Genomic DNA, 26,226 nt, shown 5'->3' on the forward strand with positions numbered 1-26,226 from the left:
AGATGCAGCGGTTTAAACAGAGGCGATCAGCATCAGGGCTCGGCGCTCATTACGGCACCCGGACGACAATGCTTCTCATCTGTAATTGAGAATCATTCAAACATCCGGTAATGTAGTAGTAAACATAATTTGTACATAAATCACTACAATTATGGCTAAAGGTACTTTCACCGGTAATCAGATGCGTGTTTAATGCAGGTTAATGAATGTATTGAATTTATTTACATATCAAATACAGTTTGAGGCATAAACCCCCATCTTTTGCAGGTGAAAAAGAAAACGGATTCAGCCATTCACTACATTTTTACAACGTTTAACCCAGCAGCAGGAACAACATGAAACAGAACCGGCCAGGTAAAAACAGGGTGGATGTGGTGGCAGAGCGTCTGCGCGCCCGCGAAAAGCAGCTTTCTCCTCGTCTGCTGGCTGTGGCGCGTTATATCGATCAACAGCGTGAAACGGTACTTGAAAGCACGGCGATGGGAATCGCCGTGGCGAATGCTACCTCTGATGCCACCGTGATTCGTGCTATTCAGGCACTGGGATTTAGCGGACTGCGCGACCTCAAACAGACGCTCAGGAGCTGGTTTGGTGCCTCGCTGACCTCGGAAGATAAGATGATCACCACGGTCAGTGAGGTGACCAGTGACGTAAACAGCGCCATCGACTTTGTACTTGCGGGCCACCGGCATGCCTGTGAGGTGCTGTCGCAGCCGCAGAACCGGGTGGCGATGGCAGACGCCGTGGCGCTACTGAGTGAGGCGCGGGAAGTGGCTATTTTTGGCATTAACGCCTCAGGGATTCTGGCCGACTACAGCGTGCGGCTGCTGAACCGCATCGGCCTGCCCGCTTTTTCGCTTAATCGCGCCGGGATTGCGCTGGCAGAGCAGATGCTGGCGCTACAGCGTGGCGACGTGCTGATAATGATGGCGCAACAGTCGGCGCACCGGGAAGGGACCACCGTAGTGCGAGAGGCGAAACGGCTGGATATCCCGATTATTCTGCTCACCAACGCCACCGACTCTTTTTTTGCACGCGAGGCGGATGTGGTGATCAATGTGCCTCGCGGTGGCGAGAAGGGAAGGATTCCGCTGCACGGCACCATTATGGTCTGTCTGGAGATGCTGATCCTGTCGGTAGCCTCGACGCTGCCGCAGCGCACGGTTAAAACCATGAAACGGTTACAGGATTTCAACCGCGGGCTAAAACCTGCCAGCAAAAAGTAGCCTGCTTAACTGCGTCATGACCGGAGTTTTCCGGTAAAAACTGGCTCACCTTTAAGTCAAATTTCTCCGCTTTGCGAGCGCGATCGCCTCTTTTCATCAGCACGTTTATCAGGGCGACTACGCTTACAGCGTGCTGTGCCCCCGGGTGTGGCTTTTACTCTTTCTCACTCACTTTGTTTTGTGCGGAGCTGCTGATGAAACCCCTTCACGCGCATTACCTTTTCTGTTGTGCCACCCTGAGCCTCCTGTCGCCGCTGCCTGCAATGGCATGGAGTGACCTTACCGTCTTTGGCGACAGCCTGAGCGATGGCGGAAACGTAGGACGTTTTACCTATGATGGTGCGACCCATCCGCTCTATGACGAGATCCTGGCGCAGTCGCTGGGTGACACTCTGCGCCCCTCATCCCAGGGTGGTAACAACTATGCGGAGGGCGGTGCCGTCGCAGTGCCCGCGATCAATCCGTTATTTAATACCCAGGATCAGCTTGATCGTTACCTGGTGGCGCGCGACGGACGCGCCGATCCGGACGGACTCTATATTCACTGGATTGGCGGCAATGACTTAGCGGCGGCGGCCCTTGCGCCGCTCGCTGCGCAGCAGATCGTGGATAACAGTGCCAGTGCCGCGGCCTCACAGGTCAGTCGTTTGCTGGATGCCGGAGCCGGCACGGTGATTGTGCCGACGGTGCCGAATGTCGGGGCGACGCCCGCGCTGCTTCAGGCGATTCTGCAGGTGCTGGGTCCGGCCGCGCAGCCTGCCACGGCGGCGCTGTTTCAGTCGCTGAGCGCCACCACCACGTCAGATCGTGCCGCCAGAGAACAGGCGATTGAAACCGCGCTTAACGAGGCCGCTGGTCAGGTCTCTTCGATTCCGCTGATCCGCGATGCCCTTGCTCAACAGCTGATTGCCGCCTGGCAGTTGCTGAGTCAGGAGGCGGCGGCGCTTACCGATCGTTACAACCAGGCGGAGGAACAGGGCCTGGTGGCGGCACGCGGTAACATCGCGCGGGTGGATATTAATGGCCTGTTTAATGAGGTGATTGATAATCCGCGCCTGTATGGACTCAGCAACACGGCGGGCATGGCCTGTCCGCCCGGCGTCTCATCCATGGACTGCACCTCCTCGACGCCAGGTTTTTCGCAGTCACAGCAATATCTGTTTGCCGACCGGCTGCATCCCAGCCCGGCAGTGCATGCGCTGATCGCCGATTATATTCAGTCAGTGCTGAATGCACCGCTGCAGGTGGCCGCACTGAGTCAGGCACCGTCGATGCTGGTGGGTGATGCGCAGAATACGCTGGATGGCCATCTGCAACAGCAGCGTCAGCAGCCCGCCAGCGCTGGAGAGTTTACCGTTTTCGGTGGCTATGCCGGACAGCAGCGAGATTTCCGCGGCGACAGCCTGCTGGATGGCGATGCTACCAGCGCCACCGGCACCGTGGGTGTGGGCTATCAGCTGACCGATCACTGGCAGGCCGGCGCCTTGCTCTCCACCACCTCGCAACGACAGGATCCCTCGTCGCGCTTTGATTACCGTTTACGCGGCAATCTGGTTGCGCTGTGGAGCCAGTTACATTATCTGGATCGGGGATGGATTAATGCAGATGCCCATTATGCCGATCTTAACTTTGATGATATTGAGCGTAAGGTCAGGCTGGGACCGGCGACCCGCACGGAGAAGGGCAGCAGCGACGGCAAGGTGCTGGGAATGCGGGTGCAGACCGGCTGGGATCTACCGCTGGGCCGCTATGTCTCCACCGGCCCGATGGCCAGCTATGCACTCGACTACACCCAGGTTGATGGCTACAGAGAAGAAGGAAACAGCAGTACCTCGATGCGCTTTAGCGACCAGACGCTGCATTCTCAAATCGGCTCGGTGGGCTGGCGTATCGACAGCAAAGATTTAGTCATCAATCCCTGGGCGCAGGTCAGTTACAACCATCAGTTCGGCGATAGCGACTCTGCTGTTACCGCCGGACTGAAATCGACCCGCACAGCCTTTACCCGCAGCAGCGGCTCAAGGGATGATAACTGGATCAACATGGCTCTGGGTGCGAGCGTGCCAATTGGCACATCGGTGAACGCGTTTGCCGGCGTTTCAGCGGTGACAGGTAACAGCGACTACCATCAGGTGACCTGGAACGTCGGGCTGAACGCCCGTTTTTGAATAATAAGTTATATCAAAAAGCCGTGCAGGGATCGTCTGCCGCTGTCTGAAACGGTGCGGCAGACGACACAGCGTGTTATTCATTACGCCGGGGCGGCAGAGCGTTAAACGCGCCCTGGCGTACGGTTTTCACGCTTCGATCAGTGCCGCCTGCGCCTCCAGTTCACGAACGCGCGGTATCACTTCGCGGCCAAAGAACTCTACCTCTTCGTGAAAGTGCAGAAACGCCAGCAGCAGCAGATCGACACCGGCCTGCTTCAGTTCGAAAATCCGTTCAGCAATCTGCTGGGGGGTGCCAATCAGATTGGTTTTGAAGCCGTCGTTGTACTGCACCAGATCTTCAAACGACGATTTCGCCCAGTTGCCTTCACCTTCGGGTGAAGCACTGCCTGCATTTTTGACCTCATGCTGGAAGCCTTTCACCGCATCCGGGTTGGCTTTGCTGATGATCTCCTGAAGCACCGCCTGCGCCTGCTGTTCACTCTCCCGCGCAATCACAAATCCATTCAGTCCTATTCTGACCTGATGTTGATTGCGAGTCGCTTTTTCACGGATATCCGCAATCTGCAGACGGACGCCGTCCGGCGTATTTCCATTAGTGAAATACCAGTCTGACACCCGGGAAGCCATGTCGCGCGCCGCACGTGAACTGCCGCCCTGGAAAATTTCCGGTAACGGAGACAACGGCTTGGGTTTCATGGCGTAATCGCGAAAGCGATAAAAATCACCCGCAAAAGTAAAACTCTCTTCGCGCCAGATGCCTTGCAGGCAGCGAATAAACTCTTCCGAACGCAGATAGCGCTCTTCGTGATCGAGCCAGGGTTCACCAATCGCTTTGAATTCGCCCCGGAACCAGCCGCTGACGATGTTAACGGCGATACGTGGCCCATAGAGATGGCTGATGGTGGCGATCTGCTTTGCCGCTAATACCGGATTCCACGGGCCAGGCAGCAGCGCGGCGATCACTTTTAACTTCGAGGTGTGACTGAGCAGGTCCTGCGAGAAGGTGACGGATTCATGCTGATTGTCTGCGCCATACCCGGCAGTAAACCGGATCTGCGTCAGCGCATAATCAAAACCCGCCTGTTCGGCGATCTGCGCCAGTTTACGGTTGTAGGCAGCATCCCAGCGGGTTCGCTGCTCTATCTGACTGATCACCAATCCGCCTGAGACATTCGGAACCCAGTAGGCGAACTGTAAAGGCTGTGAAGCGGACATAGTCTCTCCTTATATAGCTAAATTAATGGGGCGCTAATTTTTTCCAAACTTTCCGATATAAAAGAAAGATAAGCATTAACCGTGCCATAAATTAAGCGACTGTTTTTAAAGGAGTAAACAGCTTGAGGCGAGCCAGATGTGTTGCAAATGCGGCACGGCTGAGACAACCGGGTTGCCAATGCAGCAGCGATGCCTGAATGGATCGGTGAACGTTGAATACCTGCCATCAGGTTATCGACGGCAACAGGGCCAGAATGTCAGTTCTGCGGGACGTGCTGTGATAACGTAGCGAAACGCGACGCGATCACAGCCGGAGGGGAGCATGATAGTCAGACAGGCATCGCCTGAAGAGGCGCATACTTTATGGAACATCCGAAATCAGGCCATTCGTTACGGCTGTGAGCAGGTCTATCCACCCGATGTGATTGTCGCCTGGACGCCAGACCGCATGCCTGCCAGCTTTCCCGCGATGATCCGCGTTAATCCCTTTTTCGTGATTGATGGCCCGGCCGGTGTGCCGGTCGCTACCGGATCGCTGGATCTCGCCGCCGCCAGTGTCGAAGCCATTTTTACGCTGCCCGATTTCACCGGACAGGGAATGGCTGGCCTGATCATTGATACCCTCAAAGCGGAGGCGCGGCAGCGTGGCTACCGTCAGTTGACCCTTGCATCGACGCCGAACGCCGTGAGCTTCTATGAGCAGCATGGCTTCCGCGCGCTGGGAGAAAGTCTCTATCCGTCAAAGCTGGCGGGCTGCGCGTTGCGTTGTATTGAGATGGCGATTGAGCTGTGAATGCCCGCTGCCGCAAGGCTGGCGAAGTGGGGCAAAAGTTTCCCGTGCAAAGACTTCGCAAGCCCCCGCCGGTAAGGTATAGTCCGCGTTTTTTGGAGGAATCATGCTGACTGGCTCATCAACACGTCTTAATAAATACATCAGCGAGAGCGGTATCTGCTCCCGTCGTGACGCCGATCGTTACATCGAGCAGGGCAACGTTTTCATTAACGGCAAACGCGCCTCTGTGGGCGCGCAGGTATTTGCAGGCGATGTGGTGAAGGTGAATGGTCAGCTGATTGAACCGCGCGATGAAGACGACCTGGTGCTGATTGCCCTGAATAAGCCGGTGGGGATCATCACCACCATGGAAGAGGGCGAGCGCGATAACATCAGCGACTTCGTCAATCACAGCAAGCGCGTCTTCCCGATAGGCCGCCTCGACAAAGATTCCCAGGGCCTGATTTTCCTGACCAACCACGGCGACCTGGTCAACAAAATCCTGCGCGCCGGTAACAATCATGAAAAAGAGTATGTTGTTACTGTCGACAAGCCGATCACCGATGAATTTATTGCCGGGATGAGCGCGGGCGTGCCGATGCTGGGCACGGTGACCAAAAAGTGCAAAGTGAAAAAGGAAGCGCCGTTTGTCTTCCGTATTACGCTGGTTCAGGGTCTGAATCGCCAGATCCGTCGCATGTGTAAGCATTTCGGCTTTGAAGTGACGAAGCTTGAGCGCACCCGCATCATGAACATCAATCTCAAGGGTTTGCCGCTGGGCGAATGGCGCGACCTCACCGACGACGAACTCGTTGAGCTGTTTAAACTGCTGGAGAACTCCTCTTCAGAAGATAAACCCGCGAAAAAAGCCAAAGCTCCGGCTAAAGCAGCTGCCCCTAAGAAACCGCAGAAAAGTGCCGCGAAACCGGCTGAGAAAGCGGATGCGGCTGGTGCCTCGCGCAAGCGCTTTGTCCAGCCGGGACGGAAGAAGAAAGGGCGCTAAACCCAGCCCGATGCAGAGAGCGATATTCTCGCTCTCAGCACCGGGAGCATCACGGAATAACGTGAGCTGCCCGAAAGCGGGCAAACAGATCGCAGAACATCTCATCCGTCGCGCGATAACCGTGAAAGCCTGCCCGCCGCAGCTTACTGCCGTCGCCAAACATGTCGTAATTCCAGCCGAAAACAAAATCAGCGAAAGCACCGTCACTGAGAGCCAGAATATCCGCTTCAGTTAAGGCGTGCTCCACGGCGATTTGCCGCCACAGCGCACGATAATCCTGAAACATCTGCCGGAATGACAGCGAAACCGGCGGGGCAATCTCCAGTTCGAACCACGCTGCAATCACCGGCCACAGCTCACTCCAGCGCCAGAGATCGCCATTGTTAATATTGAACGTCTGATTACGCGCGTTAGCGCTGCGCGAAGCCCAGAGGGTGGCCTCGGCCAGCAGTTCTGCATCGGTAAAATCGACCATGCTGTGCCAGGTTTCCGGCGAACCCGGGAAGCGCAGAGGGAGCCGCGCCGCGCGACAGATCGATGCATAGAGCGCCAGACTCAGCGCCAGATTCATGCTGTTGCCATGCCGGTCACTGCCAACGACGCCAGGGCGCAGCGCACTCCAGTGCCAGGCTTTACTCTGCTGGTGTGCGCTCAGCCAGTTCAGCTGTGCGGCGTTGAACTCGGCCCCCGGCACGCCAGGATCGCTTTCCCGCGCCGGGGTTTTGAATCGGCCCAGATGTGCGCCATACACCTTGTATCCCTGCATCAGACTGACATGCTCAAGCGGGGCGACATCCTCCATGGCCTGAACCAGATTCTGCAACATAGTGAGATTGGGTCCGACCATCGCTGCCCAGTCAGCAGCATTGAGCCAGGCGCTGTAGAAGATATGCGTAACGTCGGTGAGTGATGCCAGCCGTTGCTGGCTTTGCAGCCGATCGCGCAGATCCACCGCAATCGTCTCTATGCCGCCTGTGGCAGACCCTGAGCGATGACTCAGCGCTATTACCTGCCACTGGTCTGCGACCAGCGCCTGAGTCAGTTGCTGACCCACAATTCCACTGGCACCTGCTACCAGCGCAACTTTTTTACCCTGAGTTGTTTTCATGATCGCTATCCGGTTAAGAAAGAAGCCGCATTCTCACCTGCGTCAAATTCTGATTAAATCCCCTAAACCGGATATCACTTATCAGGAAAATCAATAAATGCAGAACAAACTGACTGCGATTCAGACCTTCGTCAGGGTGGCGGAAGCGGGTTCCTTTTCGGCGGCAGCACGACAAAACGGCATGAAGCAGTCGGCTGTCAGCCAGCAGATTGCCGCGCTGGAGGAGGCGCTGGGCGTGGTGCTGCTACATCGCACCACGCGAACCATGGCGTTAACGGAGTCGGGTCAGCATTATCTGCAACAGGTCAGGCAACTGCTTGGTGCGATGGATGAACTGGAGCAGCAATTGCGGCCCGGCTCGCAGCCGCTTCACGGCAGAGTGCATATTCAGTTGCCGAGCGGCATCGGTCAGCGACTGATGCCGCATCTGATCGCTTTCCAGCAGGCGCATCCAGCGCTGCGTCTGAATATAGCGCTGGAGGATCGCCTGTCGGATCTCGTTGCGGAGGGCGTTGATGTGGCCATCCGTCTCAGCGAGTCGCCACCTGCCACGCTGGCTGCGCGTTCGCTGGCCACGGTTGAAACCGTGCTGGTGGCTTCCCCTGAGTGGATAGCGCGCAACGATCCGCCGCAGACACCCGATGACCTTATGCGCCATCCACATATACGTTTTAGCGGTATAGCGACTGATGCGCCGCTGCAACTGATCTCTGCGACCGCGAAGGTCTCGGTCCCGGTGGAAAGCGTGTTTCGGTCTAATAACAGCGATGCCTTGATGCAGGCCCTTGAAGCCGGCCTCGGGATCGGCGGCTTACAGACGTTGCCAGGCGCAGAGGCGCTGGCCTCCGGCCGACTGGTGCGGGTGTTACCGGACTGGCGACTGCCCGACCGGTATCTTTATGCCGTGTTCCCGGATGCCCGTTTTATTCCAGATAAGGTCCGTAAGCTGGTCGGGCGGTTGAGTGAGGTGGTGCGGGTAGCAGGGCAAAACGTCAGTTGATGGGCGCTGGAAAAAGAAAAGACTCTGTTTGAAGTGTCCCCAACTTAAGGATGAAATATCCCCAGCCCGGGGATAGGGAATATACTGTACATGGACGCATTATTCATTGCGCTTTCCAGCTTTCAGAAATACCGGGCTGGCTATCTGAGTGATGATCAGTATCGGCGATTTCAAAACATGTTGCTGGCTGACCCTGAAAAGGGTGACGTGATACCGGATACCGGTGGACTGCGTAAGGTTCGTTACAGGAATGAGCGCCGGCACAAGGGTGCCAGAGGTGGCATCAGAGTTATCTATTACTGGATGGACGAACAAGGCCAATTCATCCTGCTTACCCTCTACGATAAAGATCAACGCGACGATCTAACGAAGCAACAACGTGATGCCCTTGCGACTGCGTTGAATGTGATCAAAAAAGGGTTGAGACATGACTGAACGCGATATTTTCAGTGAACTGATGACGGGTATGCAGGAGCTTAAGGATCATCAGGAGGGCAAAATCACCCTGAAGAGTCATAAGGTTACTAAGCGCGCCCCTATGACCATTGCGCCGCAAGAGCTGCGTGACGTACGTGAAAAACTCAACCTCTCCCAGGCCGTCTTTGCTCATTATCTTCACACTGGCGAGACGACTTATCAGAACTGGGAACAGGGCAGAGCCAGACCTAATGCCCAGGCGGTTTTATTAATTCGCATGGTGCAACAGAACCCGGAAGCGCTTAAAACCCTCGCTAAGATCTGATATCGACGTCCGGATGCCAGGCGCATTTTTTCACATATGCGCCTGGCATCCGATGTCCGGCGGGCTAACACAGCCTTCTCTTTCGCCTGACCAGAAAGCGCTTTTCCCACCATAAGCCAGATTTTGAAAGGCTCACATTCAGAGCAACGACACTTTTCACCCTGATCAGGGCGTGGCAGGATATGCGCAATCTATCAAGGAGTAAGCCTGATGTTACTGAAAGGTATGAACGATCCGCTGCTGAAAGCGTATCAGCATCCCAAATCACGGATGATGATCAGCCGTTTCAGGGGGCTGGCGGGCGACAGAAGACTCAGTGACTGGCAGGCGTTCTGTATTCTGGTGACCGGCTTTACCAATTACTGGTATGTGCAGGCTGGTCACTACACCATTAATGTCATGCTGACCAAAACCCGTCAGTTCGACTTCCTGCAGGACTTCCTTCATTTCACAGTTACCCTGGATGGATTGATCGGCGATGAACATTTTCGCAGCCCGGACTTTGTACTGCCACATTACGATGTGCCTTATGAATTCTGTCGCTGGCGCAACAAGCGCGGCTATGACGCGTTAACCACCTATGTCAGTAAGCAGGGAGTGAAATCCCATAAAGGGATGTTTGTCGCCTCGGAAGGCGCGTCTCCGGAAGAGCAGGTGATGAAATGGGAAGGGGTGGTCAACGTCTATGACAAAACCTTTTTCAGTATGGCTAACTTCAATACCACTCAGGAATTCCTGATTAAAGACATCCGTAAAGCCATTCTGGATGGATTACTGAAGCACCTGAGTTTTTACCGCGATCTGTTTCACTACATCTTTCCCACACCGGCAGAGGCACGGTTGCAGGCGCGTGACGACAGGCGCTATCTGGCGAAAAGATAGCGCCTGGTCATCTTTACTCGCAGCCACTGGCATCCGCACAGAATGGTCGCTGAAAGGCAGCTCACTCTGTCGTTAGCGGACCTCTCTGCAGGTTTACCACTTCATCTCGCCGGTATTCACCTTCGCGCTGAGTTCCAGTGAAGCCGGCTCAGCCAGTTCTGGCCAGGCGGTGTTCATGGCGGCAATCACCTCTGCTGAGGTTTTGTGTTCTGACAGCGCCGCTTCAAAACTCTTCAGATAATTCAGGGTGAAATCCACAGCCTGCGAACTGGCTGGACGCGCACCCAGATAGTGTCCCGGAATAACATTTTTCGCATTGAGCGTCTGCATTTCTGAGAGGATATGTCGCCACTCACTGCGGCTCTTAACGGTCTGAGTGTCAGCCGTCCAGACGTGGATGCCAGAGGAAAGGGCTGTACCGCCCAGAATGGTGCTCACTGAGGGGATCCAGATATATGCAGCATAGTGATCAGGATGACGCAGTTCCAGCGCCTCGCCATCCACGCTGAAGCGGGCCTGATGCGTAACTTCTGGCACAAAGACCTTATCCGGGGCGCCCTGTTTCATCTGAGGGCCCCAGTATTTCAGCTTGGCGTCATGTGTCTGCTGGATATGCTTCACTACTGCAGGTGCGGCAACAACCTTGACGTCCGGCCAGGCTTTAACAATCGGCTCCAGACCGAAGTAGAAATCGGGATCGCCAGAGGTGATCACAATCTCCTTCAGCTTTTTACCGCTATTTTTAATCATCTCCACCAGTTTCTCACCATCCTGGGTGCTGAACTGGGCATCAAACAGAATCGCTTCGGTTGGCCCGGAGACCAAAGTTGAGGAGACGGCAAAAATACCCTTCTCCTGCGGATTATAGGTTTCCAGTTGCAGCGTGGCTGCGCTGGCGGAGGCGGAGGCCAGAACAAGCATCACAGGTAACAGAACCGTTTTCATAAATATTCCTCAGAGATAAATGCCTGATTCAGGCAGGTGTATCGGGCGATGTTCAGAATCAGTAGCGCTATTCTACCCATCTGGCTATCTGTTAGAATTCCCGAAATCAGAGATGCTGAGTTTCATAATCCGAACAGGTGAGCGGGATGGACAGAGTGACGGCAGCTGCCGTTTTTAACCGGATATGTGAGCTGGGCAGCCTGAGTGCTGCTTCTCGTGCGCTGGGGATCTCACGGCCGATGGTCAGCCGTTATCTGGAGGAGATGGAAAAGTGGGCGGGAACGCGTCTGCTGCATCGCTCGTCGCGCCGGCTGACTCTGACGCCTGCCGGTGAGGCGATTCTGCAAAAGACCCGTCAGCTGGCCCTGCTTTCAGAGGCAATCCAGCAGGAGAACACGCAGGGCGTTCCGGCCGGAACGTTACGCATCGCCTGCGCGCACTTTACAGCACTTCATCTTGTCGGTCCGGTGATCCCCGATTTTCTTGATCGTTATCCGGCACTGCGCATCGAACTGGAAATTAACAATCAGCCGGTGAGTTTGATTGGAGAGCGCATCGACCTTGCTATTCGCATCACTGATGCACCAGAGCCGGGCGCTATCGCACGCCGCCTTGGGGAATGTCGCTCGGTACTTTGCGCCTCACCCGGCTATCTCCAGATGCGAGGCACCCCGCAATTGCCTGGCGAACTGACGCAGCACAACTGCCTCTACTACAGTCGTTTTGCCGGACAGAGCTGGCATTTCACCGCGGCAGGTAGAGAGAAAATCTCTGTCGCCGTTAAAGGGAATTTCAGTGCGGGTATCTCGTCACTGTTATGTGATGCAGCGATTGCAGATTGCGGGATAGCGATGGTGCCTGAACTGGAAGCACGCCATGCGCTTGAAGCGGGAAAGCTGGTTGAGTTATTGCCCGATTTTGAGCCGCAGCGCATTGGCATCTGGGGGCTTTACCTGTCGCGTGAGCACCAGTCTGCCGCGCTGCGTCTGATGCTGGATGAACTGCAAAACAGCATCCAGGGCCGGTGATGAGAGGATGTCACACGGATACTGATGGAGATGTTTATGAATGATGATCAACAACGGTACTGGAACCCTATGGTGCCAGAACTGACCGTTACTGACTTTGCCGTTTCGCTGCATTTTTACACCGTTGTGCTGGGCTTTGACGTGCGGATCCAGCGTCAGAATCCTGACTTCGCATACCTCTGTTATGGTGAGGCGCAATTGATGATTGAGCAGTATCACCCGCAGGGCTGGAACACAGCTGAACTGGAGAGGCCACTGGGGCGGGGCATTAATTTCCAGATCGAAGTCGATGACATTGAACCTGTGCTGACGCGTTTACAGCAGTACGTCGTTCCGCTCTATCGGGCGCTACGGGATAATCATTACGAAACTGACGGGACAACCGCCTGCCAGCGGGAGTTTCTGGTACAGGATCCGGACGGTTATCTGCTGCGCTTCAGCCAGTATCTGGAATAAGCCAGAAGTGTTTTCGGTACTATTCGCGTTGATAACGCCATTGTGCCTCAAGTAAATACGTGCCGTATTTTATTTTGAACGTTCATGCATATTAATTAAAAGATTTTGATACTGACAAAAGCTTTTCTGTTGAAAAAGAATGAAAGTCTCTGCGAGTCTCATTTTTGCTCAACTGTTCTGAAGAAAATATTGCAACTATGATTTTTTCTAACGATGAACTACACTCACGTAGCCTCGCTGAATTAGGATAATTCTTAACAATCGTTTCATTGCGGATTTCATTGGGCCAGGTGTTCGAAAATTTACATTTCTTCTCTTACTCAGCACTTAATTTTTGAGGATGTGAGCCGATAACGGATATTACATACTCAGGAGGACAACCAATGAAATTCTTATTAACGACCTGTTTAAGTTTGCTGCTGATGACCCTGGCTGTTCCAGCGCGTGCAGACTCACAATCAGGCACTATCATCTTCAGGGGAGCCATAACGAACGGTTCGTGTAATATCAATATCGGGCAGAATCCTGTTGTGTTTGACTGCTATGATCCCGCTCGTGGCAAGGCTGTCGTCACGACTGCTGACGTGATTAATCCTGAATCCCTGACTGGCTTGCCTGTAGAAGTAAAAATGCACTGGTTTAACCCTGAGAAATCGAAAGGAATTATTGAGGTAAGCTATCTCTGATTCCCATAACCGATTTTAGTGTTTACCTGAAAAATCCAGCGCGTTGCAGGTCATAACTCGCAGAGAGTGAGTCAAGTATAACGCCCCTCACATAATAAGGTTTAATCTTCCGTACAGATATACAGCAAGAAACAATGAGCTGCACCTTGACCAGGAGATTCGGGTGAGTGAATTCTACGGTGCAGGCTGATGATACAGGCGATTTATTAAACCTCTTTTATCTTATGTGTTATTAAGCGTTATGCCGGCTCGCGGATGGAAAAAGATAAATGCCCACCTTTATTGCTAAAGGTGGGCATTTTTTAGTTTTACAAAAAACATCCGGAAATCACGAAGGATCAGAAGAACGCTGAGTAAAGTACTTCGTGGTCTGACGCTTCTCCTTTTTACGACGCAGAACCAGGCTGGTGGTAATGATCAGCAGCGTTAATCCGCCGGTTGCCAGTAATTCAGCCTGATGTTTCGCGTCAAACAACATGATCACCAGTACGGTCGTGATAAACAGAATCGTTACCCACGTCAGGCCTGGGAATAACCACATCCGGTAACTCAGGACTTCGCCGGCTTTTTCACGCTTCTTACGCAGCACCAGATGCGATACGGCAATCACCAGATAGACCAGCAGCGCAATCGCCCCCGAGGTCGCCAGTAAAAATTCAAATACCACGCTTGGCGCAAGATAATTGGCGATCACCGCCAGAAACGCAGCCGCTGTAGAAAGCAGCACTGCAACCCACGGCGTGCCGCTGCGATTAGTGCGTGAAGCCGAAGCAGGCGCATCTTTACGGCGTGACAGGGAGTAGAGCATGCGCGATGAGGTGTAGAGTGCAGAGTTAAGACAGCTGCACACCGCCATCAGCACCACCAGGTCGACAATCAGCCGGGCATGCGGGATGTTCATCGCCGTCAGCACCGTCTGCCATGAGCCCTGTTCGACCAGGCCTGGTGTATTCCACGGCACCAGCGCCACCACAAAGAAAATCGACAGCAGATAGAACAGCGCAATGCGCCAGATAACCGAGTTAGTTGCCTGGGTAATCTGCTTGCCAGGATTCTTCGACTCGGCAGCGGCAATGGTGACGATTTCGGTACCCATAAAAGAGAACATCGTGGTCAGGATTGCTGCTACAACCGCACCCATACCGTTCGGCATAAACCCGTGCGTGTCATAAAGATGCGACAGGCCACTGGTGTTGCTGTCAGGCAGCAGACCCAATACTGCCGCACCCGCCACACCCAGGAACAGGATGATAGCCACAACCTTAATCAGCGCAAACCAGAACTCAAACTCCCCATAATTTTTAACGCTGAGCAGGTTGGTAATGGTCAGCAGTAACGTGATGGCAAAGGTATATTGCCAGATGGCGACTTCGGGGAACCAGGCGTGCAGAATTGTCCCCGCTGCATTGGCTTCCAGTGGGATCACCAACACCCAGAACCACCAGTAGAGCCAGCCGATGGTAAAACCGGCCCATCGGCCCAGCGCTTTATCCGCATAGGTTGAAAATGAGCCGGAATCGGGAGAGGCGACGGCCATCTCGGCCAGCATCCGCATAATCAGCACCACCAGCGCGCCGGCAGCGGCATAAGAGATCAGCACCGCAGGACCGGCTTCAGAAATCGCGTGGCCGGAGCCGACAAACAGCCCTGCGCCGATCACGCCAGCAATCGAGAGCATACGCACGTGGCGCGGTTTCAGGTTTTGAGCCAGCGAATCTTCATTATTCGCACTCTGAGTCATCGTCATGTAAACGTCTCCAGGCGGCGTCCGGCCTGTGTGGCCGGACGAACGGGGATGAACTTGGGTTAACGCGCCAGCGAAATCAGGCCGGGACGACGGGGTTTCCGGCAGATGCGACACAGTGATCGATCACCGTGGAGAGAATGGTCAGCGCCTGGCTGAACTGGGCATCAGGAATAGTGAGCGGGTAGAGGAAGCGGATAACGTTACCTTTGGCGCCGCAGGTAAGCAGCAGCAGACCCTGTTCCATCGCCATCTTCTGAACCGCCTGCGCGGTGCTGGCCTGATAGAACTCCATCGCCACCATCGAACCCAGCGCACGCACGTCGGCAATGTCCGGATGTTTGCGTTGATGTTCCTGCAGTTCAGCTTCAAGCCGGGCACCGAGATCAACGGCGCGCTGGCAGAGCTGCTCCTCTTCAATCACATCCAGCACCGCATGGGCTGAGGCGATAGCCAGTGGGTTACCGGCGTAGGTTCCGCCCAGGCCCCCAGGCGCAGGCGCATCCATGACCTCTGCGCGACCGGCGATGGCGGAAAGCGGCATGCCGCCTGCCAGGCTTTTGGCCATGGTGATGATATCGGCCTTCACCGGATAGTGCTCCATGGCGAACAGCTTGCCGGTACGGGCAAATCCGCTCTGGACCTCATCCGCAATCAAAAGAATGCCGTGGCGGTCAGCCAGCTCCCGTAGCTGCACCATAAATTCTGCGGGTGCGGCATGGAATCCGCCTTCCCCCTGCACCGGCTCCAGCACGATCGCGGCTACATCATGGGGGGCAATATCCTGGGTAAAGATTTCGTCGAGGCTGGTCAGTGCCGCCTCAATGCTGATCCCCTGAACCGCGCTGGGATAGCGTGCATGGAAAACTGACGGCGGCATCGGGCCGAAATCCCGCTTGTAAGGTGCCACTTTGCCGGTCATTGCCATCGTCATAAAGGTGCGGCCATGGAACGCGTTACCAAAGGTGATGATGCCGTGACGGCGGGTATAGGCACGCGCCACTTTGACCGCATTTTCCACTGCTTCCGCGCCGGTCGTGAAGAAGGCCGTTTTGGCCGGACCGGCGATGGGCACCCGCTGATTAATGCGCTCAGCCAGGGCGATGTAGCTTTCGTAGGGGGTGATCTGGAAGGCGGTATGGGTAAACTTGATTAACTGATCGGCAATGGCCTGTTCGATACGTGGATGACGGTGGCCGGTGTTCAGCACCGCGATGCCGCCAGCGAAGTCGATCCAGCTGTTACCGGCCTGATCCCATAAGGTGGCGTTTTCTGCCCGGGCAACGTACCAGTCGCACAGCGTACCGATGCCTTTAGGGAGAGCCTGTGCTTTGCGCTGCTGCATCAGGTTATTATTTTCGCTCATTTCATCCACCTCGTTAATATGCGTGTTTACAATTCCCGACAAACACGTTTATTTATGCCTGAGGCGTGGTGAGTTGCCAGAGCCAATTGTCAGAGGAAAGGTGGAGCCAATTGCGACTCTTGTACGCAGATCATCTATTAGCACGGTTACAGTTTTTAAGAACCGGCTCATTACACCAGCGGCTGCTGAACTGTATGCAGGCCGCGATCGCTGAAGAGGTGTTTCCCCGCGGAAGCCGTTTGCCGCCGACCCGCGATCTAGCGCGGGAACTTGGCGTGTCGCGAAACACGGTAATGCATGTCTATGAAAGTCTGATGGCGCAAGGGTATGTCACCGCGCGCACCGGCAGCGGTACGTGGATTGCCGAGACGCTGCCGGAGAATGCTCTGCAAAGTGATGCGATTGCCGATCTGCAGGCGGTGAGGGCGCAACGACCCGCTACGCTGTCGAAGCGGGGTGCCAGTCTGCTGGGGCATGCCACTGCATCGCCCTGGCAGTGGGGCGCGTTTGTGCCCGGCGCGCCCGATGTCACCGAGTTTCCCCACAAGCTGTTCAGCCAGATTCAGGCGCGGCTGAACCGCGAACCGGATGTTCACCGCCTGGTCTACAGCAGCGGCGGCGGCTGTCCCGACCTTCGCCATGCGCTGGTGGACTATCTGCGGGTAGCTCGCTCAGTAAGAGCCGATGCTGACCAGATCCTGATTACCGAAGGCGTTCATCAGGCGGTTGATCTGGTGACGCGGGTGTTATGTGATCCCGGCGATCGGGTCTGGATGGAGGAACCGGGCTACTGGGGAACACGTAATCTGCTGCGCATGAATGGTCTGAAGATTCGCGCGATGCCGGTGGATGAGCAGGGCCTGGTACCGGACAGTGGTCCGGCCCCTAAAATGGTGTTTGTAACGCCTTCTCATCAGTATCCGCTGGGGGTGCACCTGAGCCTGGCGCGTCGTCAGGCATTGATCGCCCTGGCTCGCCGTCATCAGAGCTGGATTGTTGAAGATGACTATGACAGCGAGTTTCGCTTTTCCGGTCAGCCTCATCCCTCACTGCAGGGACTGGAAGCCGATGCACCGGTCATTTACATGGGAACATTCAGTAAAACACTCTATCCCGCCCTGCGTATTGGCTACATGGTGGTGCCGAAACCGCTGGCACAGCCGTTGCGCATTGCGGCAGCGGAACTCTATCGTGGCGGACATCTGCTGATTCAGCGGGCGCTGGCGGAATTTATCCGGCTGGGTCATTACATGGAGCATATTCGCCGGATGCGCCTGCTTTATCGTCAGCGGCGACAGTTTCTCTGCAGGCTGATTGAACGCTATCTGGGACCGGCCTTTTTGCCGGCATTCAACCATGAAGCAGGACTGCATCTGGTGATGCCGCTGCCTGCGGGCGCGGATGACGTAGCGATAGCTGCGGAGGCGCTGAAACGCGGGGTCAAAGTGCGGCCGCTTTCGCAATACTACATGCATCCGCAGGATGCTCGTGGATTGCTGCTGGGATATGCCTGCGTCAATGAGCGGCAATGTCAGGACGCCTTTGGCACACTCAAAGCCTGTCTTATGTCTGCAGGGATGGTCTTTAGTCCGCCGCGTTAGCGGTTCATGGGGTGTTAAAAGGCAGCCGTTTCAGGGCTGGAGCTGTGCTAACGCATTGACATTTCATCAGCGTCACCGAGAATACAGCTCTTTGCGTTCCGACCAGAAAATACTGGAGTTTATCATCGCCCTTAATCCCTTTTCTGCACAGGCCAGAGCGGCTATTAAGCGAGGCGCTGCGCTGGCTGCGGCGTTATTGCTGGTCAGTTGCGCATCCGAACCGCCGAAATCGCTGGTGACCCCTTTTCCGCCAGTAACGAAACAGCCATTACCTGTGCCCGGCAAACCAGCCCAGCCTCAGGCTAATCAACCGATGCGGGGCGTCTGGTTAGCCACGGTGTCACGTCTTGACTGGCCACCTGTCGCGTCGGTGAATGGCACCAGTCCGGCGCAGCGTATCCGCCTGCAGCAGCAATCCCTGACCGATAAGATGGATAAGCTGAAGAGTCTGGGGATTAACACGGTGTTTTTCCAGGTGAAACCGGATGCCACGGCGCTCTGGCCCTCAAAAATCCTGCCCTGGTCCGATATGCTGACCGGTAAAATCGGTGAAGATCCGGGATATGATCCGCTGCAGTTTATGCTGGATGAGGCGCACAAGCGCGGCATCAAAGTTCACGCCTGGTTTAATCCCTACCGGGTATCGGTGAATACCAAACCCTCTACCGTCAGCGAACTGAACCGCACGCTGTCACTGCATCCGGCCAGCGTTTTTGTGCTGCACCGCGACTGGATCCGCACCGCAGGGGATCGCTATGTGCTCGATCCGGGCATTCCTGAGGCGCGTGACTGGATTACCAGCATTGTGGCCGAGGTGGTGGCGCGTTATCCCATTGACGGTGTGCAGTTCGATGACTACTTCTATGCCGAATCGGCAGGTTCACTGCTCAACGATAATCAGACCTTCAGTCGCTACGGACAGGGTTTTAACGGTAAAGCGGACTGGCGACGTCATAATACTCAGCAGCTGATTGAGCAGGTGTCACGGACTATCAAACAGCTGAAGCCAGAGGTTGAATTTGGTGTCAGTCCGGCGGGCGTCTGGCGCAACTTGTCGCACGATCCTGCTGGTTCCGATACCCGAGGCGCTGCGGCGTACGATGAGGCCTTTGCGGATACCCGCCGCTGGGTGCAGCAGGGTCTGCTGGATTACATCGCCCCGCAACTTTACTGGCCTTTTTCCCGTCAGGCTGCTCGTTACGACGTGCTGGCAAACTGGTGGGCAGAAGTGGTGAAACCGACTAAAACCCGGCTCTACATCGGACTTGCGCTCTACAAAGTTGGCGAGCCATCGAAAATTGAACCTGACTGGACGCTTCAGGGTGGCGTGCCTGAACTGAAAAAGCAGCTCGACCTGAATGAATCTAACCCCAACATTGATGGCACCATTCTGTTCAGAGAGAACTATCTGAATCAGCCGCAGACCCAGCAGGCGGTGAGCTATCTTAAAAGCCGCTGGGGAGGCTGAAAAATGCCCCGACAGCATGACCAGTGCGGTTAAGTTTTTCCCTGTGACTTACTGCTATTCTTGCGCTTTATATGGGAGGAACCATGAGCGAACTGATTAATATTTTTACAAGTCATAAAAGTGAACGCAGTTTCACTGAGCAACCTGTCGATGAAGCGGTGCTGGATCGGATTATCAGTACCGCTTACCGCGCACCGACATCAGTAAACTCACAGCAGGTTTCAGTGGTGATCACGCGTGATGCAGGACGTCGCGCCGAGATCGCCGCCATTGCAGGCGGTCAGCCGTGGATTGCTAAAGCACCGGTCTTCATCACCTTCGTGCTGGATATGCATAAATCAGCGGTGGGAATGGCCGCTGTCGGTCAGCAGCAGATCGCGCATCAGAGCATTGAGAGCATCGTGTCGGGTTCTACCGATATCGGTATTGCACTGGGCTCGGTCATGGCCGCTGCGCGTGCAGAAGGTCTGGGCATTGTGCCGATTGGCGGAATCCGTCGCGATCCACAGGCGATGATTTCACTGCTGGAACTGCCGCCAATGACCTTCCCGGTTGCCGGTGTGGTCATCGGTCACGTTGATGAACCCGCTCATCAGAAACCGCGTCTGCCACTGGCAACCTTCCGCCATGATGAGACCTATCAGACGCAGGGGCTGGAGCAGCAGATTGCGGCCTATAACGATGAAATGGTTCAGCATTGGAAAAACATCGGTCGTCACGACGGTGAGAGCTGGAGCGAAAGCGTCAGCGGTTACTATAAAAACATCTACTTCCCGGCCGTACTGCCCGCCCTGCTGAAACAGGGTTTCGGCACAGATAAATAACCTATCCTGCGCGAAGTGAAAAGTAACAGGCCATCTGTACAGCGTGACGGGTGGCCTTTTTCATTTTGTTACTATAACGAAATGTGACTTTCTTCTTTGTAACACATAATTTCCCAGTTAACCGAAGCGCTACTGCCTATAACACTTACCTTCCAGGGAAATAACATGTCTCAGCGTTCACTCTATGCGCTCTGTTTAATGAGCTTTTTTCTGGCCGATGTCCGAGACGGTCTCGGGCCTTTTCTGGGCATATTTCTGACGGAACGGCACTGGCGTCCCGACGAAATCGGTCTGGTGATGACCTGCGGCGGCATAGCCGGACTCCTTGCCACGCTGCCTGCAGGCATAGCTGCCGATGCGACCCGCCATAAAAAAATGATTGTGCTGCTGGGTTGTCTGGTGATCACCGTTGCTACGCTGCTGCTGTGGTACAGCAATCAGACCTGGACCGCGATGGTCTCGCAAATTGTAGCGGGAATTGCTGCGGCGTTTATCGGCCCGACCGTGGCGGGTATCACTCTGGGGCTGACCGGACAGCGCGGCTTCAACCATCAGATGGGACGCAATGAGGCCTTCAATCATGGCGGTAACACGATTGCGGCGTTGCTGGCGGGTTTTTCAGCCTGGTACTGGGGCATGGGTGCCGTCTTTATTCTGATGACGGTAATGGCGATTTTTGCTGCCTTCGCCACTCTGGCGATTCGCGGTGATGAGATTGATAACGAGGTGGCGCGAGGCTATGAACAGAATGAAGAGCGGCAGCCAGCGCTGAGCTTATCAATGCTGATGCGTAAGCCAGCGCTGATGATTGCAGGCGTAACGCTGCTGCTGTTTCATCTTGCCAATGCCGCGCTGTTACCGATGCTGAGCATGCGCGTCGCCTCGGCAGGCGGACAGGCGGCGGTCAGTCCGGGTCTGTACGCTGCGGCAACGGTGGTGATTTCCCAGCTGGTGATGATCCCGGTCGCGCTGTGGGTCTCTAAACGGGTGGAAACGCACGGCTATCGCCTGTTTATCATGGTCGCCCTGATGATTTTACCGCTGCGCGCGGTGATTGCGGCAGGCTTTGCCGAACCGCTCTTTGTCATTCCGGTTCAGGTTCTGGATGGTATTGCGGCAGGGATTCTGGGCGTGGCGGTGCCAGGTTACATTGTGTCTCTGATGCGGGGTACCGGCCATGTTAATGCCGGACAGAGCGTCATTATGCTGATGCAGGGCGCAGGTGCTGCGCTGAGTCCGGCCATGACCGGATCAATCGCCGCACGTTATTCTTACAGCACTGCCTTTGCGGTTCTCGGGGCGATAGCCCTGGCGGCGCTGATTTTATGGTGGCGTACCGGTAGCTCGCCTGCTACCCGTCTGGCCTGATCAGGCACAAAAAAGGCTGCCCATTGGGCAGCCTAGTCTGGCAAATCCGTTTGCGACCATCCGTTATTTATACAATTCTGCGGTCATGTGAACACGGTTATTGGTGTTCGCTTCCGTAATTTTGTACTGTGCGCCCTGTTCCTGCGCCTGAGCAGCGATTTTCGATTCTGCGCCATCCAGTGTAGAGGAGGTGACAGAAATGCTTTCGGCAAAGCTGCCAAATGAGATCAGGGAAAGAGCGGCGAGGGCGGCAATTGAACGTGCTTTTACATTTTTCATGGTCATATTCCTGAGATATGCCTGTAACTGTTCCTGACGATTTCCGCTCATTCCTGAATGTGTCGGTAACAACCCGATAAAGCAAGAAAAAGCTAAAAAGTACCGGTCATGTTTTGTTTATACTGTTCCTCAGTATTCATATATTTTCCCTTTTCTTACTTACTTTTCGTGTACATACTGATGTACATAATTTCTCCATTACACAACAAAATTCATGGCGCTATCAGATGCTGCCTTGCGTTCAATGCTGGGCAAAGAATACGAAAAAGTGCAGGTCAAGACCGATCGTGACGGGCTTTCTGCCCGCGTATCCTGCAAGGGTAAGATCACGTTTCAGTACCGTTACCGATGGAATGGGAAAGGGGAGCGCGTGGATATCGGTACATACCCGGCGACCAGTTTAAAAGAGGCGCGGGACGAGGTCATCCGGCTGCGTGGCGAGCTCGAACAAAACCGTAATCCTCGCATAGTGAAACGCAAGGCACGTGACGATGCTTTTTCCGCACTGACTGTTGAAGGGGTGATCAGGACATGGCTGGAAAAATACGGAGCTGCAAATAAGCCTGAACATCATGACGTTTTGCGTTCATTCGAAATACACGTTTTCCCCCATTTAGGCAGTGTTCCCCACGAGGATGCACCTGTACACATGTGGCTAAACGTTCTGGAACCCCTGGCGCGTAAAAAACCCGCTATAACTATCCGGTTGCTGACGAATGCCAGGCAGGCCCATAACTGGGCGATGCGCAGACGGCTGACAAAAACCACACCGTTAAGCGATTTGCGTCTGGCAGATTTAGGGATCACGCTGACACCGCGCGAACGTGTTCTGTCTGCTGAAGAAATCGTGACAATTTTCCGCGCAATGGAGGCCAGCAGGCTTGCCCCCAAGTTTCAATTGCTGGCTAAGTTGTGCCTGCTGTTTGGTTGCCGGGTGGGAGAACTCTCAAATGCAGAAAAGGCTCATTTCGATTTTGAAAAAAAATTATGGTCAGTTCCGCCAACGCATCATAAAACGGGTAAGCGAACGCGCAGGCCGCTGGTAAGGCCTATCATTCCGGAAGCAGAGAAAATGCTAAAGGAGCTGTTCGACCAGTCACCGCGTAGCCGCTTTGCAATGGCGAACATTCAGCGTGACGCTCCCCAAGCCCGCTCGTCCCTGATCGATATTCCACCAAGGATCAGGCGGTCAGCACACCGCCACTTCGGCATTGAAATGGAACACTGGACATTACATGATCTGCGCCGGACAGCCCGCACCAATCTTTCCGATCTGACCGAACCACATATTGCGGAAATAATGCTGGGGCACAAATTACCGGGGGTCTGGCAGGTTTACGACCGGCATGGTTATATCGAGGAACAGCGGCGCGCCTATTCGTTGTGGTGGGCACGCGTCATGGCGTGGGTTTATGGTGAGGGTAAAGTATCTGTGCTGGCGCTATCCTCGTGATAGCGCATGATATCGCAGGTGCGAAAGATCAGACGGCTGCGGCGAACCGGTACCGGAAATGCAGGATTATGAGGGCGCTTAGTGCGCCCGTTTACTGATACCCATTTGCGTATAGTCTGAGGGGCGACGCGCAATAGCAGGGCCGCTTCGTCAAGACTCAGATAGGGCAACTGCAAGAGCGTTGGGATATCAATCTTTGGGTTGTGCATCATTTCTGTCTAAACCTCTGTCATGTTGTTTCGCTCATATTTACCCGGTCACCCATGCTTATGCGCTAGCCTGCAGGTTGTCAGCGTCATGGATGATTTGTCAGAACGAAATAAAAACTGAAGCCAGATTCAGGCAATAAAAAACCCCGATATGGCGGGGCTTCATTGTTTATCTTTGTCTCGATTATCCTGCTCTGGCTTCCATTCAAGCCCCCCACATATCGCAGGAAAACTTCCCATCTGGGCGCTTGCGGGGTCCCCAGAAATTGCAGAAGGGACATGTTCTCGGTCTGTAAGCTATTTTCAACCTCCTTATGTAAAATCAGGTCTGATTTCCGTGGAAACGGCATCGATCAATGACCTCAGGACCTGAGTCGCGGAGACGTTAAAGATTGTCTCGATGAAAAGCTTTTGCAGCTTTGCTGACTTCATAATTTCGTCGTTTTTCAATCATCCTTATGTAGAAGTCATAAAGCTCTTTGCGCATGTGCTGCTTCATTTCATCAGGCAACGGTTCCAGCGATTTCTTCCATTCATCCAGTTCTGGCCTGCAGATTACATAGGCCCTATCAACAATTTCTTTAGGCGGGATTTCCGACTTTATGAATGGGATGGTGTGGTCATTCAGGCATTTCACCTCTGGCGTTTCGAATGAGCGGTCCTCTGCTACTACTGTCATGGAAAATAACATTCCAGATAAAAAAATCCACCTCACCGCTTTTTCTCCTTGTGATTAATCGTGCCAGTGCCGCCCGGATACTGCAGCCCAAAGCTCCGGTAATACTTATCTCACGACTAAAATCTAAGTTAATCCTGTCGCGTTCGTCCATGCTTAATTCCTCTACCTTTCCACTAATTATGCTTAACCCCATAATCATAAAGAAGCTGCATCAGAACCATGCGTGGCATCTCTTTACCGGAGATTCTGAAATTATTCCTGAGTACAGAGGCAATATTCGCGCTGGAAAGCAGATTGCCTTTGTAATAAATAGACAACTTCTTACCAATGTTCTGCTTTGTCGTTACATTGAGCATTTTCCCACACTCATCACTTAGGGAGAAATTTACATTCTCAGAACCAATCTCATCACTATCCACGTAACTTATTGATTTTATGCATTCTGGTGAGTATGTCTCCTTCGTGCCATTTACTTCAAATATAAAACTACCTGGCCCGGCGACAGAGGCTACAGGAAAGAGAAGGGCGGCGAGAAAGAGCGCGGATTTAAGCATGCAATATCCATATTTTGAGCATTAAAAAGTTATTATAAAACCATTAGGGTGCATGTGAACACTATCATGCAGCCTGGCTGATACAGGGCAGAGCAAAGCCGCCAGATGAGGCTGGTGATTAAGCCTTCCCCCGCCTTATGCTGGCGACCACAGGTCTTTGCTTAATGCCCATTACGTCTGTCGTCATGGTTGTGTGCCGTGTCAGGCTTAATGATAACGTTATAATCCTTGTCTGTCCCCGCGGTTAAAAAGCTGCTGCACGTCTTACGCTCAGGCCACTGCAGGCTCAGGGTCTTGCGATTATGCCAGCCGAAAGTTAACCAAGAGATGAGCCTCGTCGGGGACAAAAAACCTTTTTACATCTAATCACAATGAACCAGTTTTATAGCTAGGAATACAATACCGGTACGATTAGTACACTAATCGTACCGGATGTGATAACACTAAGAAACAAATGCCGCTGCATCCAGGCTAATCGTGTACGTATCAGCAGTGACAGATTGGTCACCCTCAATGGTAATGATTCCTGTGAATACTTTTACCGGACCTTCTGATAAAAATGCCCAATGGCCAGTTCCCGTTTCAAATCCTGTCATTCCATGATAGCCAGTGATACCAAGCTTGATCTGGTTTTTTGGGTTATTTTTACCGGGTATTTTTATATTAAAAAAATTGTCTTTTTGTATGATTCCGGAGTTGGGGGTCCAGCGTATACCTAAATTCATTGGTGATTTTGCAGAAATACTGAAAAACGCTACGGGGCTATTGTCTACATTGACTCCAGCCTCCAGGTCCGGCCTTGGTGTAAGCCTGAACATTAATTCAGGATTCTCTCTGAAAACCAGATCAACGGAACGACTTACCGGATCGCCTACAGGTTTGAATTCGTCTTTAGCTGCGACCGGAGTGCACACAAATAATATTGCTACTGAGAATGCTATGGGAAGTAATTTCATTTTAACTCCTTTGGAGTGGTGTATTAATTTAAGTTGTTAGTTTGAATTGGTTTTGTAATGTTGGTTATTTAGTTATTACGGCATTGAGCGGAAATTTGCATGGAAGAAATATGGCTTGCTATAAACTGGTCGCCATTACTCACAACATTTAATGTAGCGAGTCTTGATATAAATTTTGACAACACGCCTTTTCCGGCCTGAGTGTCAGGTTTCCAGTTATCACCTGATAGTCTTACATTTAGTTTACGTCCTCCTTTATTGCGGTCAGTTAATATATATTGACCCGGCATAATCTCTTTACCGGATGGTTCAATCCACACATTGAGCACGCAGGATTCTGACATCCCTGATACGTGGATTGTTGCCAGTTCTGCTCCATCATTCATTCTGCCAGCATGCAAATCCTGTTCTGGTGTTATTGTGAGTTTAAGAGTATTTGCTTCAGAACTCTGAAAAGAAACAATAAACATTATGACCAGAAGATTTGATAT

At 53.6% G+C, this 26,226-nt stretch carries 26 protein-coding genes; 16 read left to right on the forward strand and 10 right to left on the reverse strand.

The annotated features are described in order from the left end of the window. Window positions 1–335 precede the first annotated feature (335 nt). A complete protein-coding gene (locus AC6I8C_RS19025) occupies window positions 336–1,226 on the forward strand; it encodes a MurR/RpiR family transcriptional regulator (RefSeq protein ID WP_497823410.1) in 891 nt (296 codons plus the stop codon). Window positions 1,227–1,420: 194 nt separating this feature from the next. Further along, window positions 1,421–3,394 carry an autotransporter outer membrane beta-barrel domain-containing protein gene (locus AC6I8C_RS19030; RefSeq protein ID WP_497823411.1) on the forward strand — a complete coding sequence of 658 codons (1,974 nt, stop codon included), beginning with the start codon at window positions 1,421–1,423 and terminating at the stop codon, window positions 3,392–3,394. 129 nt (window positions 3,395–3,523) lie between these two features. Here the strand turns inward: AC6I8C_RS19030 and sfnG are convergent, their stop codons facing one another. Further along, window positions 3,524–4,612, reverse strand: coding sequence for a dimethylsulfone monooxygenase SfnG (sfnG, locus tag AC6I8C_RS19035; RefSeq protein WP_497823412.1), 1,089 nt, complete (start codon window positions 4,610–4,612; stop codon window positions 3,524–3,526). 322 nt (window positions 4,613–4,934) lie between these two features. Between sfnG and AC6I8C_RS19040 the strand changes: the two genes are divergently transcribed. Together AC6I8C_RS19040 and rluF are read left to right on the forward strand one after the other, a co-directional pair. After that, window positions 4,935–5,405, forward strand: a complete 471-nt coding sequence (locus AC6I8C_RS19040) for a GNAT family N-acetyltransferase (RefSeq protein ID WP_497823413.1) — start codon at window positions 4,935–4,937, stop codon at window positions 5,403–5,405. Window positions 5,406–5,508: 103 nt separating this feature from the next. Then, entirely contained in the window at window positions 5,509–6,387 is an 879-nt protein-coding gene (rluF, locus tag AC6I8C_RS19045; protein WP_497823414.1) for a 23S rRNA pseudouridine(2604) synthase RluF, read from the forward strand. 49 nt (window positions 6,388–6,436) lie between these two features. On the opposite strand, the gene AC6I8C_RS19050 is transcribed toward rluF, so the two are convergent. After that, window positions 6,437–7,495, reverse strand: a complete 1,059-nt coding sequence (locus AC6I8C_RS19050) for an SDR family oxidoreductase (protein ID WP_497823415.1) — start codon at window positions 7,493–7,495, stop codon at window positions 6,437–6,439. Between the two features lie 97 nt (window positions 7,496–7,592). Between AC6I8C_RS19050 and AC6I8C_RS19055 the strand changes: the two genes are divergently transcribed. The 4 genes from AC6I8C_RS19055 (at window position 7,593) to AC6I8C_RS19070 (ending at window position 10,119) form a co-directional block, all read left to right on the forward strand. Further along, a complete protein-coding gene (locus AC6I8C_RS19055; protein ID WP_497823416.1) occupies window positions 7,593–8,495 on the forward strand; it encodes a LysR family transcriptional regulator in 903 nt (300 codons plus the stop codon). Between the two features lie 90 nt (window positions 8,496–8,585). Next, complete coding sequence (locus tag AC6I8C_RS19060; RefSeq protein ID WP_497823417.1) at window positions 8,586–8,930, forward strand: toxin; 345 nt, start codon at window positions 8,586–8,588, stop codon at window positions 8,928–8,930. After that, the gene (locus AC6I8C_RS19065; RefSeq protein WP_497823418.1) at window positions 8,923–9,237 is read left to right on the forward strand and encodes a helix-turn-helix domain-containing protein; all 315 of its coding nucleotides are present in this window, start codon (window positions 8,923–8,925) and stop codon (window positions 9,235–9,237) included. The genes AC6I8C_RS19060 and AC6I8C_RS19065 overlap by 8 nt, the downstream gene beginning before the upstream one ends. A gap of 210 nt (window positions 9,238–9,447) precedes the next feature. After that, entirely contained in the window at window positions 9,448–10,119 is a 672-nt protein-coding gene (locus AC6I8C_RS19070; RefSeq protein ID WP_497823419.1) for a hypothetical protein, read from the forward strand. 93 nt (window positions 10,120–10,212) lie between these two features. On the opposite strand, the gene AC6I8C_RS19075 is transcribed toward AC6I8C_RS19070, so the two are convergent. After that, window positions 10,213–11,064: a Vmh family MBL fold metallo-hydrolase gene (locus AC6I8C_RS19075; protein ID WP_497823420.1), complete on the reverse strand. Its 852-nt coding sequence runs from the start codon at window positions 11,062–11,064 to the stop codon at window positions 10,213–10,215. Window positions 11,065–11,210: 146 nt separating this feature from the next. Here AC6I8C_RS19075 and AC6I8C_RS19080 point away from each other — a divergent pair, with 146 nt between their 5' ends. The 3 genes from AC6I8C_RS19080 (at window position 11,211) to AC6I8C_RS19090 (ending at window position 13,234) form a co-directional block, all read left to right on the forward strand. Further along, a complete protein-coding gene (locus AC6I8C_RS19080) occupies window positions 11,211–12,092 on the forward strand; it encodes a LysR family transcriptional regulator (RefSeq protein WP_497823421.1) in 882 nt (293 codons plus the stop codon). A gap of 36 nt (window positions 12,093–12,128) precedes the next feature. Then, entirely contained in the window at window positions 12,129–12,548 is a 420-nt protein-coding gene (locus AC6I8C_RS19085) for a bleomycin resistance protein (RefSeq protein ID WP_497823422.1), read from the forward strand. A gap of 383 nt (window positions 12,549–12,931) precedes the next feature. Further along, window positions 12,932–13,234, forward strand: coding sequence for a YmdA family protein (locus tag AC6I8C_RS19090; RefSeq protein ID WP_497823423.1), 303 nt, complete (start codon window positions 12,932–12,934; stop codon window positions 13,232–13,234). Window positions 13,235–13,562: 328 nt separating this feature from the next. Here the strand turns inward: AC6I8C_RS19090 and gabP are convergent, their stop codons facing one another. Continuing rightward, the gene (gabP, locus tag AC6I8C_RS19095) at window positions 13,563–14,981 is read right to left on the reverse strand and encodes a GABA permease (RefSeq protein WP_497823424.1); all 1,419 of its coding nucleotides are present in this window, start codon (window positions 14,979–14,981) and stop codon (window positions 13,563–13,565) included. 76 nt (window positions 14,982–15,057) lie between these two features. Next, on the reverse strand, window positions 15,058–16,344 hold the full coding sequence (gene gabT, locus AC6I8C_RS19100; protein ID WP_497823425.1) for a 4-aminobutyrate--2-oxoglutarate transaminase: 1,287 nt from the start codon (window positions 16,342–16,344) through the stop codon (window positions 15,058–15,060). Between the two features lie 110 nt (window positions 16,345–16,454). Here gabT and pdxR point away from each other — a divergent pair, with 110 nt between their 5' ends. From pdxR to AC6I8C_RS19120, 4 genes are all read left to right on the forward strand, one after another. Beyond that, a complete protein-coding gene (gene pdxR, locus AC6I8C_RS19105; protein ID WP_497823426.1) occupies window positions 16,455–17,945 on the forward strand; it encodes a MocR-like pyridoxine biosynthesis transcription factor PdxR in 1,491 nt (496 codons plus the stop codon). 91 nt (window positions 17,946–18,036) lie between these two features. Beyond that, window positions 18,037–19,413, forward strand: a complete 1,377-nt coding sequence (locus AC6I8C_RS19110) for a glycoside hydrolase family 10-like protein (RefSeq protein WP_497823427.1) — start codon at window positions 18,037–18,039, stop codon at window positions 19,411–19,413. 83 nt (window positions 19,414–19,496) lie between these two features. Further along, window positions 19,497–20,237: a nitroreductase family protein gene (locus AC6I8C_RS19115; protein WP_497823428.1), complete on the forward strand. Its 741-nt coding sequence runs from the start codon at window positions 19,497–19,499 to the stop codon at window positions 20,235–20,237. A 165-nt stretch (window positions 20,238–20,402) separates the two neighbouring features. Then, window positions 20,403–21,605 carry an MFS transporter gene (locus AC6I8C_RS19120; RefSeq protein ID WP_497823429.1) on the forward strand — a complete coding sequence of 401 codons (1,203 nt, stop codon included), beginning with the start codon at window positions 20,403–20,405 and terminating at the stop codon, window positions 21,603–21,605. A 63-nt stretch (window positions 21,606–21,668) separates the two neighbouring features. Here the strand turns inward: AC6I8C_RS19120 and AC6I8C_RS19125 are convergent, their stop codons facing one another. Continuing rightward, complete coding sequence (locus tag AC6I8C_RS19125) at window positions 21,669–21,884, reverse strand: YdgH/BhsA/McbA-like domain containing protein (protein WP_497823430.1); 216 nt, start codon at window positions 21,882–21,884, stop codon at window positions 21,669–21,671. A 214-nt stretch (window positions 21,885–22,098) separates the two neighbouring features. Between AC6I8C_RS19125 and AC6I8C_RS19130 the strand changes: the two genes are divergently transcribed. Beyond that, window positions 22,099–23,337, forward strand: a complete 1,239-nt coding sequence (locus tag AC6I8C_RS19130; protein WP_497823431.1) for a tyrosine-type recombinase/integrase — start codon at window positions 22,099–22,101, stop codon at window positions 23,335–23,337. A 594-nt stretch (window positions 23,338–23,931) separates the two neighbouring features. Here the strand turns inward: AC6I8C_RS19130 and AC6I8C_RS19135 are convergent. The 4 genes from AC6I8C_RS19135 to afaD all read right to left on the reverse strand — a co-directional run bounded on the left by AC6I8C_RS19135 (window position 23,932) and on the right by afaD (window position 26,205). Continuing rightward, window positions 23,932–24,225, reverse strand: coding sequence for a hypothetical protein (locus AC6I8C_RS19135; protein WP_497823432.1), 294 nt, complete (start codon window positions 24,223–24,225; stop codon window positions 23,932–23,934). A 173-nt stretch (window positions 24,226–24,398) separates the two neighbouring features. Next, window positions 24,399–24,779 (reverse strand): SecDF P1 head subdomain-containing protein, encoded by a 381-nt coding sequence (locus AC6I8C_RS19140; protein ID WP_061703271.1) that lies wholly within the window; start codon window positions 24,777–24,779, stop codon window positions 24,399–24,401. Between the two features lie 443 nt (window positions 24,780–25,222). Continuing rightward, on the reverse strand, window positions 25,223–25,735 hold the full coding sequence (locus tag AC6I8C_RS19145; protein ID WP_497823433.1) for a hypothetical protein: 513 nt from the start codon (window positions 25,733–25,735) through the stop codon (window positions 25,223–25,225). Between the two features lie 68 nt (window positions 25,736–25,803). Continuing rightward, complete coding sequence (gene afaD, locus AC6I8C_RS19150) at window positions 25,804–26,205, reverse strand: AfaD family invasin (RefSeq protein WP_497823434.1); 402 nt, start codon at window positions 26,203–26,205, stop codon at window positions 25,804–25,806. Window positions 26,206–26,226 lie beyond the last annotated feature (21 nt).

The sequence above is a fragment of the Pantoea sp. X-Soil-YNGN-844 genome (assembly GCF_059730595.1).

What these genes read in the sequence shown, in the direction of transcription:
- AC6I8C_RS19130 (WP_497823431.1), top strand. Translation starts at nt 22,099, where the DNA reads ATGGCGCTATCAGATGCTGCCTTGCGTTCAATGCTGGGCAAAGAATAC.
- AC6I8C_RS19070 (WP_497823419.1), top strand. Translation starts at nt 9,448, where the DNA reads ATGTTACTGAAAGGTATGAACGATCCGCTGCTGAAAGCGTATCAGCAT.
- AC6I8C_RS19085 (WP_497823422.1), top strand. Translation starts at nt 12,129, where the DNA reads ATGAATGATGATCAACAACGGTACTGGAACCCTATGGTGCCAGAACTG.
- AC6I8C_RS19065 (WP_497823418.1), top strand. Translation starts at nt 8,923, where the DNA reads ATGACTGAACGCGATATTTTCAGTGAACTGATGACGGGTATGCAGGAG.
- AC6I8C_RS19055 (WP_497823416.1), top strand. Translation starts at nt 7,593, where the DNA reads ATGCAGAACAAACTGACTGCGATTCAGACCTTCGTCAGGGTGGCGGAA.
- AC6I8C_RS19080 (WP_497823421.1), top strand. Translation starts at nt 11,211, where the DNA reads ATGGACAGAGTGACGGCAGCTGCCGTTTTTAACCGGATATGTGAGCTG.
- AC6I8C_RS19075 (WP_497823420.1), bottom strand. Translation starts at nt 11,064, where the DNA reads ATGAAAACGGTTCTGTTACCTGTGATGCTTGTTCTGGCCTCCGCCTCC.
- AC6I8C_RS19115 (WP_497823428.1), top strand. Translation starts at nt 19,497, where the DNA reads ATGAGCGAACTGATTAATATTTTTACAAGTCATAAAAGTGAACGCAGT.
- afaD (WP_497823434.1), bottom strand. Translation starts at nt 26,205, where the DNA reads ATGTTTATTGTTTCTTTTCAGAGTTCTGAAGCAAATACTCTTAAACTC.
- AC6I8C_RS19060 (WP_497823417.1), top strand. Translation starts at nt 8,586, where the DNA reads ATGGACGCATTATTCATTGCGCTTTCCAGCTTTCAGAAATACCGGGCT.
- AC6I8C_RS19030 (WP_497823411.1), top strand. Translation starts at nt 1,421, where the DNA reads ATGAAACCCCTTCACGCGCATTACCTTTTCTGTTGTGCCACCCTGAGC.
- AC6I8C_RS19135 (WP_497823432.1), bottom strand. Translation starts at nt 24,225, where the DNA reads ATGACAGTAGTAGCAGAGGACCGCTCATTCGAAACGCCAGAGGTGAAA.
- sfnG (WP_497823412.1), bottom strand. Translation starts at nt 4,612, where the DNA reads ATGTCCGCTTCACAGCCTTTACAGTTCGCCTACTGGGTTCCGAATGTC.
- rluF (WP_497823414.1), top strand. Translation starts at nt 5,509, where the DNA reads ATGCTGACTGGCTCATCAACACGTCTTAATAAATACATCAGCGAGAGC.
- gabP (WP_497823424.1), bottom strand. Translation starts at nt 14,981, where the DNA reads ATGACGATGACTCAGAGTGCGAATAATGAAGATTCGCTGGCTCAAAAC.
- AC6I8C_RS19090 (WP_497823423.1), top strand. Translation starts at nt 12,932, where the DNA reads ATGAAATTCTTATTAACGACCTGTTTAAGTTTGCTGCTGATGACCCTG.
- AC6I8C_RS19145 (WP_497823433.1), bottom strand. Translation starts at nt 25,735, where the DNA reads ATGAAATTACTTCCCATAGCATTCTCAGTAGCAATATTATTTGTGTGC.
- AC6I8C_RS19120 (WP_497823429.1), top strand. Translation starts at nt 20,403, where the DNA reads ATGTCTCAGCGTTCACTCTATGCGCTCTGTTTAATGAGCTTTTTTCTG.
- AC6I8C_RS19040 (WP_497823413.1), top strand. Translation starts at nt 4,935, where the DNA reads ATGATAGTCAGACAGGCATCGCCTGAAGAGGCGCATACTTTATGGAAC.
- gabT (WP_497823425.1), bottom strand. Translation starts at nt 16,344, where the DNA reads ATGAGCGAAAATAATAACCTGATGCAGCAGCGCAAAGCACAGGCTCTC.
- AC6I8C_RS19140 (WP_061703271.1), bottom strand. Translation starts at nt 24,779, where the DNA reads ATGCTTAAATCCGCGCTCTTTCTCGCCGCCCTTCTCTTTCCTGTAGCC.
- AC6I8C_RS19125 (WP_497823430.1), bottom strand. Translation starts at nt 21,884, where the DNA reads ATGAAAAATGTAAAAGCACGTTCAATTGCCGCCCTCGCCGCTCTTTCC.
- AC6I8C_RS19025 (WP_497823410.1), top strand. Translation starts at nt 336, where the DNA reads ATGAAACAGAACCGGCCAGGTAAAAACAGGGTGGATGTGGTGGCAGAG.
- AC6I8C_RS19050 (WP_497823415.1), bottom strand. Translation starts at nt 7,495, where the DNA reads ATGAAAACAACTCAGGGTAAAAAAGTTGCGCTGGTAGCAGGTGCCAGT.